At 68.2% G+C, this 20,446-nt stretch carries 14 protein-coding genes and 4 pseudogenes; 10 read left to right on the top strand and 8 right to left on the bottom strand.

From position 1 onward, the window contains the following. Positions 1–695 precede the first annotated feature (695 nt). Positions 696–2,426 carry a group II intron reverse transcriptase/maturase gene (gene ltrA, locus ACGFSA_RS28915; protein WP_393308999.1) on the top strand — a complete coding sequence of 577 codons (1,731 nt, stop codon included), beginning with the start codon at positions 696–698 and terminating at the stop codon, positions 2,424–2,426. A gap of 154 nt (positions 2,427–2,580) precedes the next feature. On the opposite strand, the gene ACGFSA_RS28910 is transcribed toward ltrA, so the two are convergent. After that, a complete protein-coding gene (locus ACGFSA_RS28910) occupies positions 2,581–3,090 on the bottom strand; it encodes a GNAT family N-acetyltransferase (RefSeq protein ID WP_393308998.1) in 510 nt (169 codons plus the stop codon). Positions 3,091–3,372: 282 nt separating this feature from the next. On the opposite strand from ACGFSA_RS28910, the pseudogene ACGFSA_RS28905 reads away from it, so the two are divergent. Further along, a pseudogene (locus tag ACGFSA_RS28905) lies at positions 3,373–3,528 on the top strand (RidA family protein); the annotation flags it as partial. Positions 3,529–3,652: 124 nt separating this feature from the next. Continuing rightward, a pseudogene (locus tag ACGFSA_RS28900) lies at positions 3,653–3,766 on the top strand (IS5/IS1182 family transposase); the annotation flags it as partial. A gap of 20 nt (positions 3,767–3,786) precedes the next feature. Here the strand turns inward: ACGFSA_RS28900 and ACGFSA_RS28895 are convergent. Beyond that, positions 3,787–5,175, bottom strand: coding sequence for an SWF or SNF family helicase (locus ACGFSA_RS28895; protein ID WP_393308997.1), 1,389 nt, complete (start codon positions 5,173–5,175; stop codon positions 3,787–3,789). After that, positions 5,172–6,083: pseudogene (locus ACGFSA_RS28890) on the bottom strand (DEAD/DEAH box helicase); the annotation flags it as partial. The pseudogene ACGFSA_RS28890 and the gene ACGFSA_RS28895, both read right to left, overlap by 4 nt. Before the next feature lie 46 nt (positions 6,084–6,129). Here ACGFSA_RS28890 and ACGFSA_RS28885 point away from each other — a divergent pair. The 4 genes from ACGFSA_RS28885 to ACGFSA_RS28870 are packed head-to-tail and all read left to right on the top strand — an operon-like array spanning position 6,130 to position 12,048. After that, positions 6,130–7,671 carry a site-specific integrase gene (locus ACGFSA_RS28885; RefSeq protein ID WP_393308996.1) on the top strand — a complete coding sequence of 514 codons (1,542 nt, stop codon included), beginning with the start codon at positions 6,130–6,132 and terminating at the stop codon, positions 7,669–7,671. Beyond that, entirely contained in the window at positions 7,668–9,398 is a 1,731-nt protein-coding gene (locus ACGFSA_RS28880) for a hypothetical protein (RefSeq protein ID WP_393308995.1), read from the top strand. The genes ACGFSA_RS28885 and ACGFSA_RS28880 overlap by 4 nt, the downstream gene beginning before the upstream one ends. Further along, on the top strand, positions 9,395–11,638 hold the full coding sequence (locus ACGFSA_RS28875; RefSeq protein ID WP_393308994.1) for an integrase: 2,244 nt from the start codon (positions 9,395–9,397) through the stop codon (positions 11,636–11,638). The genes ACGFSA_RS28880 and ACGFSA_RS28875 overlap by 4 nt, the downstream gene beginning before the upstream one ends. Beyond that, positions 11,635–12,048, top strand: a complete 414-nt coding sequence (locus ACGFSA_RS28870; RefSeq protein WP_393308993.1) for a hypothetical protein — start codon at positions 11,635–11,637, stop codon at positions 12,046–12,048. The genes ACGFSA_RS28875 and ACGFSA_RS28870 overlap by 4 nt, the downstream gene beginning before the upstream one ends. Positions 12,049–12,167: 119 nt before the next feature. On the opposite strand, the gene ACGFSA_RS28865 is transcribed toward ACGFSA_RS28870, so the two are convergent. The 3 genes and pseudogenes from ACGFSA_RS28865 to ACGFSA_RS28855 all read right to left on the bottom strand — a co-directional run. After that, positions 12,168–14,195 carry a HelD family protein gene (locus ACGFSA_RS28865; protein WP_393308992.1) on the bottom strand — a complete coding sequence of 676 codons (2,028 nt, stop codon included), beginning with the start codon at positions 14,193–14,195 and terminating at the stop codon, positions 12,168–12,170. Positions 14,196–14,442: 247 nt separating this feature from the next. After that, positions 14,443–14,571, bottom strand: coding sequence for a hypothetical protein (locus ACGFSA_RS28860; RefSeq protein WP_393308991.1), 129 nt, complete (start codon positions 14,569–14,571; stop codon positions 14,443–14,445). Between the two features lie 25 nt (positions 14,572–14,596). Then, a pseudogene (locus ACGFSA_RS28855) lies at positions 14,597–16,588 on the bottom strand (DEAD/DEAH box helicase); the annotation flags it as partial. 269 nt (positions 16,589–16,857) lie between these two features. On the opposite strand from ACGFSA_RS28855, the gene ACGFSA_RS28850 reads away from it, so the two are divergent. The 3 genes from ACGFSA_RS28850 to ACGFSA_RS28840 all read left to right on the top strand — a co-directional run bounded on the left by ACGFSA_RS28850 (position 16,858) and on the right by ACGFSA_RS28840 (position 18,820). After that, a complete protein-coding gene (locus ACGFSA_RS28850) occupies positions 16,858–17,982 on the top strand; it encodes a fatty acid desaturase family protein (protein WP_393308990.1) in 1,125 nt (374 codons plus the stop codon). Between the two features lie 96 nt (positions 17,983–18,078). Continuing rightward, positions 18,079–18,261 carry a hypothetical protein gene (locus ACGFSA_RS28845; RefSeq protein WP_266977895.1) on the top strand — a complete coding sequence of 61 codons (183 nt, stop codon included), beginning with the start codon at positions 18,079–18,081 and terminating at the stop codon, positions 18,259–18,261. A 16-nt stretch (positions 18,262–18,277) separates the two neighbouring features. Beyond that, complete coding sequence (locus tag ACGFSA_RS28840) at positions 18,278–18,820, top strand: MOSC domain-containing protein (protein ID WP_393308989.1); 543 nt, start codon at positions 18,278–18,280, stop codon at positions 18,818–18,820. 158 nt (positions 18,821–18,978) lie between these two features. On the opposite strand, the gene ACGFSA_RS28835 is transcribed toward ACGFSA_RS28840, so the two are convergent. Next, positions 18,979–19,965, bottom strand: coding sequence for a hypothetical protein (locus tag ACGFSA_RS28835; protein ID WP_393308988.1), 987 nt, complete (start codon positions 19,963–19,965; stop codon positions 18,979–18,981). Positions 19,966–20,083: 118 nt separating this feature from the next. Then, entirely contained in the window at positions 20,084–20,392 is a 309-nt protein-coding gene (locus ACGFSA_RS28830; protein ID WP_393308987.1) for a hypothetical protein, read from the bottom strand. Positions 20,393–20,446: the final 54 nt, after the last annotated feature.

Below are 20,446 nucleotides of genomic sequence, written 5' to 3'. Positions count from 1 at the left end.
ACCGCGCCCGACTCAGCCACCGCCGATGGCACGCGTACGCCGACACCACACCATGATCAGAAAGCACGCCGACTGTTATCTACAGCTGCCGTATCAGTCGGGTGTGAAGCTCGGGGGAAAGCCCAAGAGTCTCCGTTCCGCCCGGGGGCCACAGGCGATGGGAAGGCTGGGTATGGGGTGAATACCAGTGAATCCTTGCTGATGCTTCGTAATTCCAACGCTTTGTGGCGGTATGTATCACAAGGTGACAGGGGCTGGTTGTTGAAAGGCAACAGGTGGCGACCAAAGACGGAGTTTGGTCGTATGGATACCACCGCCCTCGGGGTATAGAGGACACCCAACCCCAGCCGCACCTCACACATGCGGAACATGGAAACCCCATTAGAGTCCGATACGGGCGCACTGCGCGAGCGTAACGGTAAGCCGATCGTAAGAGGGGCCTAATTCTCTGGCGGGACAGGATGCCCAAGAAGCTAACGCCGGCTGCCGAAAGGCAACACGAAACGCGAGGCAGACATGACCGACTCTCTTCTGTCGGATGCTCCGTGAAAGTGGCCGGATACCCGGCGCGTGCCGGGATGCGAAAGCGTGCTGACGTGTGGCAGGTGAGCCTTTGAAGACGAACTGTAGGAACTACCCGAACCGAAGGGCAAGTTAGACACCTTATGGTGAACGGACCTGAAGGCCCCTCGCAGATGGAGCTGGACGCCGACGATTGGAATTGGATCGCCTGGCGCTCGGTCGAGCGGGAGGTAGAGCGGCTCCGGCAGCGAATATTCAAGGCGACGCAGGAAGGCGACTGGCCCAAGGTCAGGAACCTACAGAAGTTGATGCTGCGTTCCCGGTCCAACACGCTACTGAGCGTGCGGCAGGTGACGCAGCGAAATGCTGGGCGAAAGACCGCAGGGGTCGATGGTGAGGTCGCACTGACCTCCGAAGCCAGGGCAGATGTGGCGGTGCGCGTGCACCAATCCATCACGTCCTGGAAACCCCGTGCGGTGAAGCGCGTGTACATCCCGAAAGGATCAAACCCCGCAAAGCTGAGACCTCTCGGTATCCCGGTAATCACGGACCGCTGCCACCAGGCGCGGGTTCGAAATGCACTGGAACCCGAGTGGGAGGCCCGGTTCGAACCCAGGTCGTATGGGTTCAGGCCGGGCCGTAGCTGCCAGGACGCGATTGGCGCCATCTACCTTACGTGCAAAGGCCCCTTGGCCAAACGCGTCTGGGCGCTTGATTCGGACCTGGCAGCGGCGTTCGACCGGATCGACCATGCTCGCCTTCTACAGGGAATCGGCCACTTTCCCGCCAAAGGGATGGTCGCCGACTGGCTGAAGGCGGGAGTGTTCGAACCCAGTAAGGGGTTCACTCCCACCGAGGAGGGCACGCCCCAAGGCGGAGTAATTTCTCCTCTGCTCATGAATGTCGCATTGCACGGTCTAGAGGAAGCCGCTGGAGTTCGCTACGTCGTCAACGGCGCTCAAGCCGGTGACACGAAAAAGGACTCCCCGGTATTGGTCCGCTACGCCGACGATATGGTCGTGCTCTGCCACAGCCAGGAGCAGGCACACCAGACCAAGGCGAAACTGGCGGAGTGGCTGGCACCTCGGGGGCTTGTCTTCAACGAAGACAAAACGCAGATCGTTCACCTGAAAGACGGGTTCGATTTCCTCGGGTTCAACGTCCGCCGCTACCGCCACAAATTGCTGATCAAGCCGAGCGAAGCGGCTGTCGGGCGCCTCCGGAAAAGACTCGCGGACGAGATGCGAAACCTGCGCGGATCGAACGCTATGGCAGTTGTTGCCAAGCTCAACCCCATCATCAGGGGTTGGTCTGCCTACTACCGGGGCGTGGTGTCGTCCAAGATGTTCAGTTCCCTCGACAACTACCTGTGGAGGCTGCAATACAAATGGACAACTTGGACGCATCCCCACAAGCCGAAGAGCTGGATCGTCAATCAGTACTTCGGTAAACGCAACAAGTTCAGGAATGACCGATGGGTGTTCGGTGCCCCTGGCACCCCTGCCTACGTCACGAAGTTCTCCTGGACGGACATCGTCCGGCACGTAATGGTCAAGGGGAAGGCATCGCCCGATGACCCTTCCCTGGCTGACTATTGGGCAACTCGGCGTAAGAAGGTCAAGCCGCCGCTCGACAAGTACACGCTCCGCCTGCTCACCAAGCAGGAAGCGCGTTGTCCGCTGTGCGGCGACCATCTCCTCTTTGCCGAACAACCCCCTGAGTCTCCTGAGCAATGGGAGCGGTGGTGGCTGCGGATCGCCCGCCAGGCGATCACGGCCGACTACCTCGTTCACCATGGGAGACCAGGATCGCGGTCAAACGATGATGGGACCCGGCTCGTACACGCTTCCTGTCGCCGCGGATATCTCATCCGCCAACGCAGGGGCACAGCACAGCTCTCCTGAATCGCCCTGTGGGGCTTGCATGAGCCGTGTGCCGCGATGAGTGGCTCGCACGGTTCTGAGGGGGGAGCGGCGGGGTAACCCGCCGCTCCTACCCGGCAATGCCTCTGCCTTCGACTCGCTTCGCGTGGTTCCCTGGCGAGCTGCGGCCCCCGTCTCAGATCAGGTCAGTGCGAGGGTCGATGGCCCAGTGGTTGGTTCGTAGGACTCGACCGGCGAACGGCACGTCCTGCTCGCCCAGGAACCTGAAACCGAGGGAGCGGCAGATACCGTTTGACGGGGCGTTCGTTGTTGCCGGAAATGCATGTATGAGCCCCCACTGGCCGTCGTCGCGAGCCAGCTCAAGCAGCATGCGGACACCATGCTTGCCGAGTCCCCGTCCCTGGAACTCCGGCAGTACCATCCAGCCGATCTCGGAGATGCGCTCGGCGTCGGCGCCGTGAGGCCACAAGGTCACGGTTCCCGCGACCACTCCCGGCTCGGCCTCATCGGGCACGATCACCTTTGTCCAGTCAGTGCCCGCCGCCGCCCGTTGAACATCACGTTGGACCTTCGCCTCCATGCCCTCGCGAGGCAACGGGCCGCCGAGCTCGACCATCATGGCCGGGTCGCATCGCATCCGAACGTAGGCGTCGACGTCGCCATACTCAACATCACGTAGCAGCATCTGTGTTGCTCCTTTGCCTACTGGCCTCATGCTTCGCCCTCGATCATTCCGGGAAGGCTGTTGGATACGGACGTCATGGCTGGCGGCGGCTGATCTCGGCTGCGTAGGCGCCTCAGTCCCCGGCGACGGCCCGTTGCCACTTGACGGCGACGGTGATGTGGATGCCGAGGGTGCGGGTGAGGGGGCGACGGCGACCCGCGTGCGGGTCGTGCTGGGCTCGATCCTGCGGAAGGCGACGCCTTTGAGACGGATGCGCCGGATGCTCGCCGGGGCCAGTGAGATCTGGTGCCCGAGCGGGCCGACTTCGAGCCTTGCTGGCCGGTCCTGCGCCGGTATTTCGGCGAGGTCCGGCCGGCCGCCACGATGCTCATGTGCGGCCTCGCCGACCCCCGTATGAAGATCGAGATCGAGGTGTACGCGCGGAGGACCACCGCCTGACCGCCCGCGGAGTGATCAGCAACCGCTCCGTGGGCGTCGGCGTCCGGATCTCACTGGTCGGTGGGTGTGCGCGGAACGGCAGCGGTGCCGGGGGTGCCGACGGCCAGGGTCCCGAGCAGGGCCAGTCAGGCCGGATCGCGTCGGTGGCGGCAAGGCATACAGCTCCCGTCGTCACCGCCGCTACCTGCGCAGACGCCCGATCAAGCACACGATCCCCGGGCCGAAGGACCAGCGGGCCGTCGCCACGGCAGCGTCCGATCATGGCTCTGTCAATGACCCGTCCGCCAGGGTCTGACCGTCGCCGAGCGCGCCCGCCAGCACCGCCGCCGGATCGTCGTCCGCCGGGCCCGCCGGGTTCCAGCGACCACGTTCCTTGCGGTACGGCCACCAGCGCCCGTCCCGTCCGTACCGAAGCTGTACGCCGCCACCCGCAACGGTCCAGCGGTTGCCCGCCGCCCGCAACTGCGGGCGCTCGCCGTCCTCCCACGCCCCGGCGAGCCGCGCACGGGCCCTGGCGAGGGACTCCGGATCGGGCGCCCATTCCTCGTCGAGCACTGCGAGCGCGGCTGCCCCGCCGTAACCCCAGGCTCGCACCGCCGCGTCGAGTTCGGCCCGCTGCCGCCCCGATCCGGTGCTCAGCAGTATCACGATCCCCGGCTCGGGGCGGGCGTCGGCGACCAGCCGTACCGCGTCCTGATCAGGCGTCAACTCGTGCTGCACCGGCTGCTGTTCGTGGTCCGGCGCAAGGGCGTCCGCCAGCATCCGGTAGGCGCGTACCGCACTGTCCGTCACCAGGACCTCCAGTGCCGCCGGGTCGAGACCGGGCTCCGGTTCGGTCTCCGTGCGCAGCGACGGGGCGGGACCGGGCTCTGCGGGCAGCGGCGGGGGAGCGGGCAGTGGCGGCAGGATGTCCCACGCGGCGAACGTCTCGTCCGCCCGTACGCCACCCACTCGACGGTCTTCCACGGCGGAGGACTCCGCGGGTTGCCGTTCCGCGGCACGGACCGTGATCCGCACCTGGAGATCGTCGAGGAGCCGCCGTTCGCCGCGCCCGCGCATCAGCAGGAGTACGAACGGGTCCTGGTCCAGCAGCCGCGCGACCTGGTAGCAGAGGGCGGCGGAGTGCGGACAGTGGTCCCATGCCTCGCACGTGCACTCAGGATCCAGATCTCCGATGCCCGGCAGCAGATCGACTCCGGCCGCCGCCGCGTCCTCCACCAGATGCGGTGGCATCTCCCGGTCGAGCAGTGCGGCGATGTGCCCGGCCCGGTCGGCGGCCATGTCCAGGAACCGGTCCCACTCCTCCTCGCTCAGCTGCTGAAGCAGCACATCACTGCGGTACGCGGTCGAGTCCCAGTCCTGGACGACCGCGGTGATCCGACCGGGCCGTACGGAGACCGCGCCGACCCGCCCCTCGCGGGCAAACCGGCGCCCCTGCTTGACCTGTTTACCGTCCAGCGCCGTGTCCTCCAGGGCCTTCAGCCATGCCCGGCCCCACCAGGACTCGGCGAAACCGCGGCCTCGCGCCGGCGGCAGGGCGGCGAAGGTACGTTCCGGTGCCGGTGCCGGTGCCGACTCCTCGTCGACGATGTCGTCGGATTCGTACCCGTCAATCCCGTATGCGTCGGTCTCATAGCCGTCACTCATCGCGCGCCCCCTCGCAACTCCACCAGATCCGCCAGTTCCGCATCGGTCAGTTCTGTCAGCGCCGACTCGCCGGAACCGAGCACCGCATCCGCGAGACCCTGTTTGCGGGCCAGCATGTCGGCGATCCGGTCCTCGATCGTTCCCTCGGCGATCAGGCGGTGCACCTGCACCGGCTGGGTCTGCCCGATGCGGTACGCGCGGTCGGTGGCCTGTGCTTCCACCGCCGGGTTCCACCAGCGGTCGAAGTGCACGACATGGCCGGCCCGGGTGAGGTTCAGTCCCGTGCCCGCCGCTTTCAGCGACAGCAGGAAGACGGGGGCCTCGCCGGCCTGGAACCGGTCCACCATGGCCTCGCGTTCGGCGATCGGCGTGCCGCCGTGCAGGAACTGGGCACACACTCCGCGCGCCGCCAGATGCTGTTCGAGCAGCCGTGCCATCTGTACGTACTGGGTGAACACAAGCACGCTTGCATCCTCCGCGAGGATCGTGTCGAGCAGTTCGTCCAGAAGCTCCAGCTTCCCCGAACGGTCCGCGATCCGCGGCCGCTCCTCCTTGAGGTACTGCGCCGGGTGGTTGCAGATCTGCTTCAGCGCCGTCAGCAGTTTCACCACCAGGCCGCGCCGGGCGAACCCGTCCGCGCCGGAGATCTCGGCCAGGGTCTCCCGTACCACCGCCTCGTACAGACCGGTCTGTTCCGCCGTCAGCGACACCGCACGGTCCGTCTCCGTCTTCGGCGGCAGTTCCGGAGCGATGCCCGGGTCGGACTTGCGTCGCCGCAGCAGGAACGGCCGGACCAGTGCGGCGAGCCGTTCGGCCGCCGCCGGGTCGCTGCCGCCCTCCACGGCCCGCGCGTACCGGGTGCGGAACGTGCCGAGCCGGCCCAGCAGCCCGGGCGTCGTCCAGTCGAGTTCCCTATAGATTCAGCGTGTTGAAGGGCTACAGGAGGGGTGGGACGTGGGCCAGTGGCGTGTGTTCTGGGTGGGGTCGGGCTGGGTGGAGCGGTTGGGGGCTCCGGACGTCGAGGGCGCTGGGGTGGGTATGCGCGCAGGAGACGCGGTATTCGTGTCGCCGGACCACCGTATTGATCCCGGGCTTTGCCGGTACGGGCAGTCGGAAACGTTCCGTGGGTACACCGCGGAGACGAGACGGAACTATGCTACCGACCTGGTGCTCTTGCTGATCTTCCTGACTTTGCGGCGCCGTCACTGGACGGAGACAAGAGAGAAAGACCTCGAGGATTTCAAAGACTGGCGGATCCGCGCACCACAGAATCCCGAACGCGTCGGGGCATCGAAGTGGAATCGGGAACTGGCGGCATTCTCCTCCCTTTTCAAGTGGGCAAGGAAGAACGGCTACATCGGCCGGAGTCCGGTGACGGTACGGGAGATCACCGGACGCGACGGTCTGGTGCGCGAGGTGCCGGAGGACCTGGAGCCTGTGAGGCCGGAGTCGGGGATGCACTGGTTGACACCGCGGTCGTGGCACTTGTGGGTGGACATCGGCCTGCGAGGGCAGACCCGGCACGGGGTGGTTGAGCCGGGATGGCTCGGGCGGCTGGAGGACCGCAACGTCGCCTTCTCCGGTTTGGTGCTCTCTTCAGGGCTGCGGCGGCAGGAGGCTGGTTCACTGCTGACCTTCGAGGTCCCCGACAAGCGGCTCAGCAACAGCCGCTACTCCTACGGGCGGCTTGCGGCTGGTGTCACCCGGGCGAAGGCGGCTCGGACGTTCTACACGTCCACCGAGGCGATGCGCGACATCGAGTCGTATGTGGAGTCGTCGCGGGCCTGGGCTGTCCGCAAAGCTCAGGCCCGGGGGCGGTACGAGAGGCTGCCGGACCTGCGACTGGTCACCGAGGTCACTCCCGGCCCGAAGCGGAAGGTCCGCTGGGCTGATCGCGGCGGCGTGGTGTTCGAGCAACTGCTGGACCGGTTGACCTGGCAGGAGCGGATGCTGCTGTTCGTCGAGGGGGCGGAGGGGCCGGAGCCGATGTGGTTGTGGCTCAACGAGGCGGGCCTGCCGTTTCGGCCGCATTCGTGGGAGGCGGTCTATCGCACTGCCAACCTGCGGTGCAGGGCGGAACTGGAGCCGCCGAAGCATCTTCGGCGTGACCCGCACAAGGTCTACTGGCCCCATGCCACCGTGCATGCCGGGCGCCACAGCTTCGCGCTGCGGATGCTCGTGACGCTGAACGAGGTGCTCAACCGCAGGTTCGGGCTGAGCCCGCGAGAGCGCCGCGAGTACGGCCAACTCCTCGGCGATCCCTGGCAGATGGTGCAAGGACTGCTCGGGCATGCGACCAGACAAGTCACGGTCAACACCTATCTGGCCCCGGTGCGGCACCTGGATCTGGAGTCGCTGCTCAAGGAGGCCGACGAGCCGCGGGCCGAGGAGATGCGGGACTTGGACGGTGTCTTCGCGCGGTTGGCCAGGGAATCGGAAGGTATCCAGGACATCGACGTGAAGATGACGGTCAAGCAGGCGGAGGCCGCGACGTGAGCCCCAAGGGACGCAAGGCCTCGCTCCCGCCGGCTGACCACACCGCACCCGAAGTCCTGGACCCACTCGATGGGCTGATGGTCCATCACCGCAACCGCGACGGCCATGTCAGGGACTACGGTTTTTCGGCGCTTCCGGTGGCCGAGACCTTGCAGCATTCGCTGGCCGTGCTGTTCGCCGCCCGAGCTCGCCGCTGGGGCTCCCACACCACATCCCGCTCTCACTTCGACAGCCTGCGGGCGTTCGCCGCCTTCGTGTCGGAACAGGACCGGCCTCCGTGTGACCTCGACGAACTCACCGGTTCTTTGATGAAAGCCTGGTGGCTGAAGCTGAAAGGCAGCCAGGGAGGGCGGGAGACTCTCCGGCTCGTTGCCTCACTGCTGCACGATGACCCACGTCTACAGAGTGGCCAAGTGGCCGAAGAACTCGCCCGCCGCGTTCCGGTGCTGCCCCGGAAGGTGCAGTCGTACGAATCGGGTGAACTTGACGGCATCAAGCTCAAGGCCCGCCGGATGTTCCGGGCCGCGTGGCTGCGGATCGAGGAGAACGCCGCCCACTTGCAGCGCTGGCACGACGGCGGTTTCGCCCCCGACACGCCAGATGCCGCGCTCGGGGAGGCACTGGACCTGATCGCCCGGACCGGAGATGCGGTGCGTTACGCAGACGGGAACATCAAGAAGTACTTCCTGGATGCGGTGGGCGGGCACTCGGTCGAGGCGACATGGAAGCGCCTGTTTCTGGACCGGATGGAGGCGACGGCCCTGGGCGTGCTCCTGATGGCCGAGTTCGGCTGGAACCTTTCCGTGATCAACGTCATGCCGACCCCCAGGGCGGCCCCCGACCAGGGCCGAGACGGCCACCCCACCTACAAAGTCAAGGTCAGGAAGCACAAGGGCGACCGGTTCGAGACCGAGAACGTCACGGACACCGGGGCCGGAACGCCCGGCCGCCTGCTCACCCATGCCCTGCAGGCCACCCGCTTTGCCCGCGCCCTGGCCCACGATCTTGCCCCGGGCGCCGATCGGTTCCTTGCGTGGCGCGCGCGTTACCAGAACCACCCGAGCCAGCTGGTCAAGGACGTGGAACGCCGCCTGGTCGTCGGTCCTATTCGTCTCGGCCTGTCCAGCGCCGACGGGACGGAGTGGGGCAAGCTCTTCGGCTGGGGTTCGCCGTTCCAGCGGGGCCGTCGGACCGTCGTGATGGATCGCGGGGAGCCGACCCAGCACACCCAGAGCACACACGAGCGCAAGTACGTGCTGCCCGATCAGCGCGTCCAGCGGGAAGCAGCTCCCGTCATCGCCGCCGGCGCGGCGTCCGCACTACGGCACGCACAGGAGACGGTGAAGCTCGCGGCCCAGCTTGTCACCCAGCGCAACCCTGACGATCAGGAGACCGCCACTGCCGACTGCTCGGACACCAGCGGCAGCCCCGTCCCGCTGCCTGACGGCGGCTGCGGAGCCTCGTTCCTCCTCTGCCTGGCCTGCGAGAACGCCCGCGTCCACGACGATCATCACCCCCGGCTCGTCGCGCTGCACCGGGCATTGGGCAATGCCCGGTCCGTTCTGCCCCAGCAGGTCTGGGACCGCCGTTGGTCAGACCCTGCTGCCCGACTGGAGGATCTGAAGCGGAAGATCGGCGACGGCCGCTGGCAGCAAGCAGCCGACCGGATCACCGACATCGACCGCGAGATCGTCGACGACCTTCTGAACGGAGACCTCAACCTGTGACCTCCCCCATGGAGGCGGATGCCTACGTTCTGGCGCTGCCCACCGCGGACACCCCTGTCATTCCTCCGCACCTGGTCATCGCCCGACACGCGCACCACAACAGCCGGTTCGGCGACATGGTGTGGTCGTTGTTGCCGCTCGTCGACGACCCCACCAGCAAGGTTCGCGCGATCCCCTGGGAGCCGTGCACAGAGGGCTATCGCGACGAACTCCGCTTGGTGGCATGGACGTTCCTCAACGGAGAACTGCGGAACACGTTCGTACGGGCACGTGGAGCCCGGATGCGCACCCGTCTCTCCCCGGAAGTCGCTCAAGCCACCGTGTCCATCTGGATGCGCTTCGCGGACTGGTTGCAGGTCCGGGACACTCACACCCTGGGAGATTGCGATCGCACGTTGCTGGCCGAGTACGCACAACACCTGCGCGACACGGGCACCACACGCGAGCGCGCACACAAGAAGCTGGTCGCCCTGACGCGCCTGTGGGCGTTCGACGGACTCAGCGCGCATCCCGCGGGCATGGCCCGACCACCGTGGGACGAGGAAGGAATGGACGACTACCTCCCCGCGGCTGCTGACGGGGGCGTCGAGAACGCGCGGGAACCACTCGCCGAGGAAGTCATGGGACCACTCCTGATATGGGCGCTTCGCTTCGTCGAGGACCTGGCGGACGACATCCTCGCGGCCCATGCCGAAGCCGGACGCCTCACTGAGTACGCCCTCAGCCAGCCGAGTACTTCCGTCGGGAGGAAAGCCCTCTACTCCTATCTGGAGCCGCTGGTCATCACTGGAGGCCCGGTGCCCACCACCCGCAAGAACGGAAAGATCGCGCTTGCCCGCACCTACATCGCAGGGACCGCGGGAGCCTCCTACAACCAGGTCCAAAGCGCTTGCGACAAGTTCGGGCTCTCGGCACTGGTGCAGACGAACCCCGGTCCCTGTCCGCTGAACGCCCCTATCACGGGGCGCATCGTCGGCCGCCCCTGGCGCCAGGCCATCGACCACACCGAGGTAAACACCCTGCTCAAGCACCTCGGCACGGCCGCATTCATCGTCTGCGCGTACCTGACAGGCGCTCGCCCGCAGGAAGTGCTCGCGATGCGCTCAGGCTGCTGCCCTGACCCGGAACCGGGCCAAGGGCGCCATCTCCTTCACGTCCGTGCCGAGGACATCGTCGAGGACGCGGATGAAGAGGACCCCCTCGACACCGACGAAGGGGACAAGGACGACGAAGACGAGCCGCATCTGCTGATCCGTAGCCGCCACTTCAAGACGGCCACAGAACCGGACACCGGCAACTACCTCCCCGGCGGCGCAGAACGCCCCGTCCCCTGGGTCGCCATCGCCCCGGTCGTCCGTGCCATCCGTGTCCTTGAACGAGTCGTTCCCGACGGCGGGCTTCTCTTCGACGTGCAAATCCACGACTCCACGCACGCTCACCAGCGCGCCGGAGCGCTGACTGCCGGCGCGATCAGGAACCGGATCGAGGACTTCGTGGCCTGGACGAACGCCGAGGCCGAGACCCGGGAACTGCCCGGCGAGATGGTCCCACCCGACCCACACGGCAACATCGGGACCGCCCGATTCCGGCGATCCCTGGCCTGGCACATCGCCCGCCGCCCACGCGGCCTCATCGCCCTGGCCATCCAGTACGGACACATGCGTACGGTGCTAAACACCGACGAGTCGGGACGCTACGGCACCCGCAGCCGCAGCGGGATCCACCAAGTCGTCGACATCGAGACCGCCCTGGCCACCGCAGACACCGCAGCGGAACTGATGGAGCGATTCAACGACGGAGAGGGCATCTCCGGACCAGCCGCACGACAGGCACTCCTCCGGGCAGCGACCGGTCCACTCTTCCAGGGCGGCCTGGTCAACCGCGACTTCGCCCAGAAGTACACGCTCGCCCGCCGGCACCTGGCCCGTGACGGCGCAGTCCTCTACGACAACCCCCACGCTCTTCTGCTCTGCCTCTACAAGCGCGACCGCGCTCTGTGCGACCGCGAGGGCCAACTCGAAGCACCCGTGCTGGAACGCTGCGTCCCCGGCTGCGGCAACATCGTCCGCACCGACGAGCAAGCCGCAGCCCTGCGCGAGCGCGCCGACCAGATCGACCGAAAGGCAGCCCGAACCCCCGAACGCATCGCAGACCGCCTGCGGGCCAACGCGGTCAAACTCCGCAGCTGGGCTGACGGCCACGACCGCACCCGCTTCACCGTCCAGGAGAACACCGCATGAGTCCAGCACCCGACGAACGCGCCCGCATCCGCGCCGCCATGCACCGCATCCTCGGCGGCACCCCCGAACGCTCCAACGGAGCGCTCACCATCGTCGCCCTTGCCATCGAAGCGGATGTACCCAGAAACGCCCTGACCCAACGGCACACCGACCTTAAGAACGAGTTCTACGACCACGTCAGGACTCGCGGAGGCACCCCGGACGTTGAAGCCCGGCTCCGCAAGAAGATCGCCGATCTCAAGACCACCATCGCTAACAAGAACAAGGAGATCGTCCGGCTTCGCGACGATGTCCAGGGATTTCTGGCGGAGAACACGCGACTGACCCTGGAGAACGAGGAGTTGCGGGACGTGCTCAGCGGGCGCCCGAGCAACGTCACTCCGCTGCGGGCGGGACCAGGTAGCCGGTGAGCGGTAGCGCGAGACACTATCCCGCACTGCGAATCCACTGCCAGGGCTACACCAGTGCGTACGTTGACGGCGCGGTGGGGCACTTGTGCGCCCGCGGCGACCACGCGGGCGCCGCGCCATCATGCGGGCTGGGTGGTGATGGTGCACAGGCGCTTGGTGGCCCGGGTCAGGGCCACGTACAGGTCCCTCTCCCCGCCAGGCCGGGCCGTGGTGATCTCCTCGGGGTTCAGGACGACGACCCCGTCGAACTCGAGGCCACGTGCTTCGGACGCGGGCACGATGCGTGCGTGGTCGGCGATGCCGTGAGCCGTCAACTGGCTCACCCGGGTGTCCGCGCAGATCACTCCCAGGAGTTCGTCCGGCTGCGCGGTGCTCTGGGCGCGCAGTTCCTCCACGACGGCGGTGACCAACCCGTCCCCATGTGTGGTCACGGTGCGCGGGCTCTCACCGCTGCGCAGTGACCGTGTGGGCCGCTGGTCCGGAGCGATCCGCGCGAGCAGGTCCCGGACGCTCTCCAGGATCTCCTGCGTGGTGCGGTAACTGACCGTCAGGCCGTGCAGTCTGAACCGCGTCCCGACATGCGGGCTCAGGGCTTCCTTCCAGTCGCGTGCTGTCGTGGCCGGGCCCGACTGGGCGAAGTCACCCACCAGCGTCATCGCCCTCGCCGGGCAGCGGCGGACGATCATCCGCCACTGCATAGCGGTCAGTTCCTGCGCCTCGTCGACGACGACGTGCCCGTACGTCCGCTCGGGCGGGCCGTCGACCAGGCTCGCCGCCTCGTCCAGCAACGGCACGTCCGCATCGGTCCACGGGGCGTCCGGGGCACGCAGGAGAAGGGACCGCTCCTGCGGGGTCAGGGTCGGCAGGCGCTCGGCCAGGGCGTCGGCATCCGTCAGCAGTGCCTTCACGAGGTCGCCGGGTACCAGCCTCGGCCACAGCGCCTCGACCGCCCGGTCGACACCGGCGTCGTCGAGGAGATCGGCCGCGATGGAGTCCAGGTCCAGCTCGTGGACCGGACCCGGGTCGGCGGCGCCCTCGGCACGGCGCTGGGCGACCCCCGTGAACCGGTCGAGGTTCAGGCCCGTCATCTGCTCGGCATCGGCGTCGATCTGCTCCAGGAGGTCGCCCATGTCCCGTTGCATCGCGTCGGTGACGGCGTCGACCAGGAGTTCCTTGAACGCCTGGCGCGCGGGGTTGTGGCCGGACGCGGCCGCCAGGGCGGCGGCGCGTGCAGAGGCGACCTCCGTCTCGGACAGGTGGACCAGTTCCTGCCCGACCCGGACGGTGAAGTCACCGGCGGGGGCCTGGTGGTCTTGAAGCAGGCCGGCCAGGGCGTCGGCGAGGTCCAGGCCGCCCTTGAGGCGCGCCATGTCGAACGGGTCCACCGCGTCCGGGGACACTCCGGCCAGTTCTTGACAGGTCGCCAGATCGACGTCGTTCTCCCCGAGCGAGGGAAGGACCTCGGAGATGTAGTCGAGGAAACGGGCGTTGGGGCCCACCACGAGGACGCCTTCCTCCGCGGCGCGCGGGAACGCGTACAGGACGTAGGCCGCCCTATGCAGAGCGACCACCGTCTTGCCGGTGCCGGGCCCGCCCTGCACCACGGTCACCCCGCGGTGGGCGGAGCGGACGATCTCGTCCTGCTCGGCCTGCAGCGTCGCGACGGCCGCGTGCATCCTGCCCGTACGCCGTGCTGACAGAGCCTCGGTCAACGGGCCGTCCCCCACGACGTCTTCGTCGGTCGGGGCGGTCCCGTCGAGCAGTTCGTCGCTCACCGAGACGACCGTGCGCTCCTCGAGGCGCAGGTGCCGGCGCCGCCGCAGATCCATCGGGTGGACCGGTGTGGCCTCGTAGAAGGGCCGCGCCGCGTTCGCGCGCCAGTCCACGAGCAGCGGCAGGTCGTCCTCCTCCGTGTGCAGTCCGATCCGCCCGATGCGCAGGGCCGTGCCGTCCGTCCAGTCGATGCGTCCGAAGACCAGCCCCTTCTCGGCGCCTTCCAACCGGTCGATCTCCTTGGTCAGACGGTCGGCGGCGATCTCTCTCTCGTACGCCTCGCCGGCGCCGTCCGCCGGGGCCTTCAGCACACTCGCCCGGTTCGCTCGCGCATCGGAAAGCCGCTCGGTGAGCAGCTCATACAATGAGGACACGTAACATTGCTCCGATTCAACCGCACGCACGGCGGAATCATTTTTGTTTGACAACAAGGGACTCCTTCGATTCGAGCCGCACCATACGGCCAAAGTTCCCTAAAGGTAAGTCTTGACTTACTTGTTGCGTCTATGTCCTTACGGCTGACGCACTTCGTGTCATGCATTCCGTCGTTTCCCTTGAATGCCGGTGATATTTCCCGTGCACGGGAAGGCAGTGAATCCACGGGAAAGGTTCGTGGTCGCGTCACAGGCCGGGACGGGGCTGGCCTGCACTCCAAATGCGGACACCGGCGGCCGCCGTGATCCGGTTGTGCGACGCGGCGAGTTGGGTGGTGTTCTCGCCGCCGTGTGCGGCCCGGATGCCGGATCTCAACGACTCAACATGCTGACTTGACAGGGAAGTCGAGGATCGCCCACAGTTCGGAGAGGTTGTTCTCCACCGGGGTGCCGGTGAGTGCCACCCGTGCTCGCGCACCGATCGTCCGCAACTGCTTCGCGGTCGCCGAGTACGGGTTCTTGACGTGCTGCGCCTCGTCGGCGACCACCATGGACCACCCGGCCTCGGCGAGCCTCGCCGCGTCGAGCCGCATCGTGCCGTACGTGGTGAGGACGAACTCGCCGTCCACCAGGCCCTCCAGGTTGCGGGAAGCGCCGTGGAAGCGGCGCACCGGCGTGCCGGGGGCGAACTTCTCGATCTCCCGTTGCCAGTTGCCCATCAGCGAGGCCGGGCAGATCACCAGGGTCGGTCCGGCCGCCTCGTCGACGCTCTGCCGGTGCAGATGCAGGGCGATGAGCGTGATGGTCTTGCCCAGACCCATGTCGTCGGCCAGACAGCCGCCGAGGCCGAGCGAGGTCATGGTGTGCAGCCAGTTCAGACCGCGCAGCTGATAGTCCCGCAGCGTCGCGGCGAGCGCGGTCGGCTGACCGATCGTCTGCTGCTCGCCCGACTCGGGTTCGGCGAGCCTGGACCGCAGCCGGGCGAGCCAGCCGGTCGCCTGTACGTCGACCCTGCGGCCGCCGACCTCGGTGGAACCGGTCAGTACGGCGCCGAGCGCGTCTACCGGGGTGACCTTGTGGTCCTGCGCCTCGCGGGCGCGGCGCGCCTCCTCGGGGTCGATGAGCACCCACTGGTCGCGCAGCCGGACGATCGGCCTGCCGGCCTCGGCCAGGCGGTCCAGTTCGGCGCGGCTCAGCTTCTGGTCGCCGAGTGCGAACCACCAGTTGAACGCCAGCAGCGCGTCGGCGGACAGGAACGACGGGCTGTCCGACGCGGACCGCCAGTTGCGGGATTCGCCGTCGCGGTCGCCGCCGTTCTCGTCATCCGGCGGGCCGATCACCGCGCGTGCGGTGAGGGTACGGGCGAGCTCCTTGGGCCAGTGCACCTGGACCCCGGTCGCGGCGAGCGCCCGTGCGGCAGGGCCGAGCAGTTCGGTGATCTCCTCATCGGCCGGATCGACGGAATCCGGTACGGCGGCCGACAGCAGCGGGGTCAGCGGCGGCCAGGCGCGGGCGGCGCGGCGCAGCGAGAGGAGGGCGTCCATCCGGGCCCGAGGACCGAACGCCGCCGCGGCCGGTGCGTTGCCCGCCCAGACGTCGGCGGCATCCGCGACCAGGGTCGGATCGCTGACGCTGTGGATCTGCAGGACCGCACGGAAGGACGGCCCGACGCCCGGCTCGGTGTTCTCGTGCACCCCGGGAGGACCGGTGAGCTCGATACGCAGCGACAGCCGCACTCCCGCGTCGTGCCCGGCCGCGACATCAGCGGCCCAGCCACGACGGTCCGGCAGCCGCTGCGGCGTGTCGACGGCGAACGCCGGGCTGCCGGTGGCGAACACCGCTGCGGGCGTGCGCGGCAGGCCGTCCGCGACCGCGTCCAGGAATGCGCGCAGCAGCCGCTCCGGCTCCGGCAGCAGCACGGGCTCGGCGTCCTCGTCGAGCGGCACCGCATGGGCGGTCGGGGGCATGGAGGCCGCGAGGTCACGGATCCGGTCGAGATCGGCGGCCGTCAGCGGACCGGTCCGCCAGGCGTCGTGGTCCGTGGCGCTCAGCCCCGGCAGCAGCAGTCCGCGGGCAGCGAGTTGGAGGGCGAGGAGTGCGGCAGCGCCCCAGAACGCCGCCGCGGGATGGGAGTGCGCGGCGGCCCTCGCGCGAGTCAGAACGGGCAGGGCGTCGCGCACGGGCAGCAGCAGGGCCGGAATACGGTACGGGCGGGCATCGGCCCCGACGACGGTCAGTTCCCCGACCGTCCCCGGGGCGTCGGGCGGGCTGCTGCCGTCCGGATGGCAGAAGGCGACCCGGCCGGTGCGGGCGGGGTCCGAGGGCAGGAAGACGACGGAGCAGCGGGAGAGCGCGGAGATCTCGGCGGGAGACGGCGCGGGAAGCCTGTGCACGGCGATGTCGGATTCCTCAAATTTGACTAGTGGGTGCCAAGGTCGCCGATGGTACTCCACGGCAGCGGTGACCGGGAGCGCGATTGCCGTGATCCACATCACTTCCATGGGTGTCTGTGGGCTGTCGGGTGTAGCCAGCACCCCCCTGTGGGGAGGGGGCTGCCCCCCCCGGAATCCCGGGTGGTGGCGCCATGGTTGGCGGGCGGCCCCTGACCGTACGTTTCAACAGGTCAGAGCAGATTTCAAGCCTCCCAGAGACCGGAGACGTCATGCCCGAGGCCGTAGTCACCGTCGCGGACCGCACCCGCGACGGTGCCCGCAGTGCGAACAGTGCCGGAGGAGCGCGAGACGCCCCAGGAACCGGAACTGCCGCACCGGCGGGACTCGGGCGAGGCACCGGAGCTTCCGGGAGCGACTTCGCGCCTCTCCTGCGGGCCGTCAAGGCACACGGACTCCTGAAGCAGCGCACCGGTTGGTACGCGGCACGCATCGCGGCCAACCTCCTCGCCCTGGGTGCCGTGACGACCGGCCTGGCCCTCCTTGGCAACACCTGGTGGACCCTGCTGCTCGCCCTGCCGCTGGCGGTCTTCTGGGCCCGCACCGCATTCGTCGGCCATGACGCCGGACACGCCCAGATCACCGGCGACCGAAAGGCGAGCCGGATCATCGGCCTGATCCACGCCAATCTGCTCCTCGGCATGAACGAGGCCTGGTGGAACGACAAGCACGTACGCCACCACGCCAACCCCAACCACATCGACAAGGACCCGGACGTCGGCGTCGGCGCCCTCGTATGGACCCAGAGGCAGGCGGCCCAGCGCGAAGGCTTCGCCCGCTGGCTGACCCGTAACCAGGCCCGGCTGTTCTTCCCGATGCTGCTCCTCGAAGGCATCGCCCTCAAGATCTCCGGCTTCCAGTACTTGCGGCGGCAGCCGGCCCGTGAGCGGGCCCTCTCGGCAGCCCTCCTCGTCACCCACCTCGGGTTGTACGCGACGCTGCTCCTCACCGTCATGTCCCCCGGCAAGGCCGTCGTCTTCGCACTCGTGCACCATGCACTCTTCGGGCTCCACCTGGGCATGGCCTTCGCGCCGAACCACAAGGGCATGGAGATGCCCGATCCCGACGGCAAGGGCTGGGGGCACCTTCAGCGGCAGGTCCTCACCTCGCGCAACGTGCGCGGCGCCGTCCTCACCGACTGGTTCCTCGGCGGGCTCAACTACCAGATCGAGCACCACCTCTTTCCGAGCATGCCCCGCCCCCATCTGCGCCGGGCACAGCCCCTGGTGCGCGCCCACTGCGAGGCGCTCGGCATGCCGTACGCGGAGACCGGACTCATCGAGTCCTACCGGCAGGCGCTGCAGCACATGCACGAGGTCGGCGCACCGCTGCGGTGACCCGGCGGGAGGCCCGCCGCTGCGGGCCGGAACCGAAGGGGACCCACAGGCGTTCTCACAGCAGGAGCGGCGTGAGCCGCGTAGGAGGCGTGGACGATGTCGAACAGCGCAAAGATTGCCATCGGGGGAGTCGTCGCGGCAGTCATCCTGATGCCGTTCATCGGATTCTGGCTGTCGCTGCTGGTGCTGATCGGAGTGCCGACAGTGGCCTACCTGATGCTGGATCCCTCCCAGCGGCGCAGGCTCCGCAGGATCACCCGTAAGGAAATAGGCCGCTGAAAGGGGTTCTTCGTAGATGAGCGGGACCGTCACCGTGGTGAGCAGTAGCGGGGCTTACTCATTCACCAAGCCGAACCGCCAGGCCGTTACCCTGCTGACCGGACTCGGAGTGGAGGGAGATGTTCATGCGGGAGTCACGGTGAAGCACCGTTCCCGCGTCGCGCAGGACCCCACCCAGCCGAATCTGCGCCAGGTTCATCTCATCCATGAGGAACTCTTCGACGAGCTGCGTGCAGAGGGCTTCGAGGTCGCCCCCGGTGACCTCGGGGAGAACGTCACCACGCGTGGCGTCGATCTCCTCGCGCTGCCTGTAGGTACGCTGCTGCACCTCGGCGACGAGGCCGTCGTCGAGGTCACCGGCCTGCGCAACCCGTGCCTGCAGATCGACACCTTTCAGGAAGGGCTGCTCAAGCAGGTCATCGGCCGTGACGAGGCGGGCAACATCGTGCGCAAGGCCGGGATCATGAGCATCGTCAGGACCGGCGGGGTGGTCCGGCCCGGCGACCCGGTCACAGTCGAACTGCCCGCCGAACCGCACCGGCCGCTGGAGCGTGTCTAGAGGCCGACGGAGGGGACGGGGCAGCCGGGCCGCGCAGGGGGCCGACGCAGCCCCGGCTCAACCACAGGACGGCTCGCGACCCGGCGGCGCAGGCCGAGACGGAGCAGACGCTGCGAGCGCCCGCGGCCTCGGCCTGGCCGTGGAGTGGGCGCCGAGACTCAGGCCGGCCGCACGGCGAGCGCGTCGAGTGTCTTCAGCAGACCGGGCAGCTCCGCCCCGCGACCGACCGGCAGGACCTCGCCGGGTTCCTCGTCCAGCAGGATGAACGCGATGTCGTCGGTCCGGGCGACCAGGGACCAGCCGGGGCCGTCGGCCCGCAGCGTGCGGGCGCCACCGGGGGCGAACGAGGAGCGGATACGTCCGATCGGCGGCGGGCTGTCCACGTAGGCATGGGCTTCTGCCAGCGCGCGTCGGACACCAGGATGGACGCCGGCGGAGACGGTGTCGTCGGCCGCGCGCTCTTCATCGGTATCGGCAGTGTCGGCGGAGGCATCCGCGTCGGTGCTTCCGGCGGTATCCGGGTCTCCCGCGCCCTCCTCGTCCGTGGAGCCCGTGGGGTCCGAAGCGTGCGCGACGTCTGCGGCGTTCTCGCCTTCTGTGTCATCGGCACTGCCCGCGACGTCCGTACCCGCGAACGCCGTGGCGTCGTCGATCTGCTCGCGCCACGCCGCCCACTGCAACGCGATCTCGTCGGCGCCCAGCCGCCGCTGCGCAGGCCCCCACGATTCCGTGTCGGGAGGGCTCAGCGGCGGCAGATCGGTTCCCTCGGCCTCCGGGTCCGGCAACGGGTCGTGCGGCGCCGGCACCCCCGGCGCGGCGACCGCCAGCGCCAGCGGCCAGCCAGGCAGCGCGCAGACCACCGAACGGTCGTCGGGGGAGAGGTCGTACTCCATACCGCAGTCCCAAGAGGCGATTGCGACGGCAACCAGGGACACGTCTTCGACGACGACGGTCCACCGGGCCCCGCCGTCGTCCTGCCCGAGGACCAGCCCGTAACCCTCGGCGTACGGTTCGAGGCCGAGTGCCGCGCAGGCCGCCGGGTAGTCGTCCCCGAGCACGCTCGGGAACTGCGCGGGTGTCAGCAGCACCGCGGTCAGCACATACAGTGCGTCTTCGTCGGCGACTGTGTCATCCGTCCCGGCCACAGCACCCTCCTCGTCCCTCATCGATTTCCGTCGGCGCACCTTAACCAGTGGGTAACGCGGCCGTCGAGGCCCTGACAAGGCAGGAATCACCGCGCCGTCGGCAAGCAGACGATGCCGTTCAGTCGGCGGGCAGACCGAGCAGCGTACGGGCCACGGTCCGCGGCGACTGACCGGTCTCCCGCGCCAGCGCGGTGACCGCTCGGCAGGCCAGTTCGTTCACCCCGAAGGAGAGCGCCTCGGGTGACACCCAGCCGCTCGCTTCGTCCATCCGGTCCTGGTCTTCGTCCACGCAAGCCGAGACATAGGTGGCGGCCGCGTCGAACAGATTGTGCTGTTTGCGCTGCCGTTCCTCGCGCAGCGGCGCGGGCCGCTCACCCTTCCGGCCGGGTGACACAGCCTTCCGCAGACTGCTGAGCATGTCGATCATGGGGGACCGCCTTCCGGGGAGCCGTGCACGCGTGGTGCGGTCGTACATACTTAC

This window comes from Streptomyces sp. NPDC048496, from assembly GCF_043200055.1.
In the GTDB taxonomy this organism is placed as follows: Bacteria; Actinomycetota; Actinomycetes; order Streptomycetales; family Streptomycetaceae; genus Streptomyces.
Note: the sequence above shows the minus strand (reverse complement) of the source record. Positions and strands in the feature narration are given on the sequence as shown.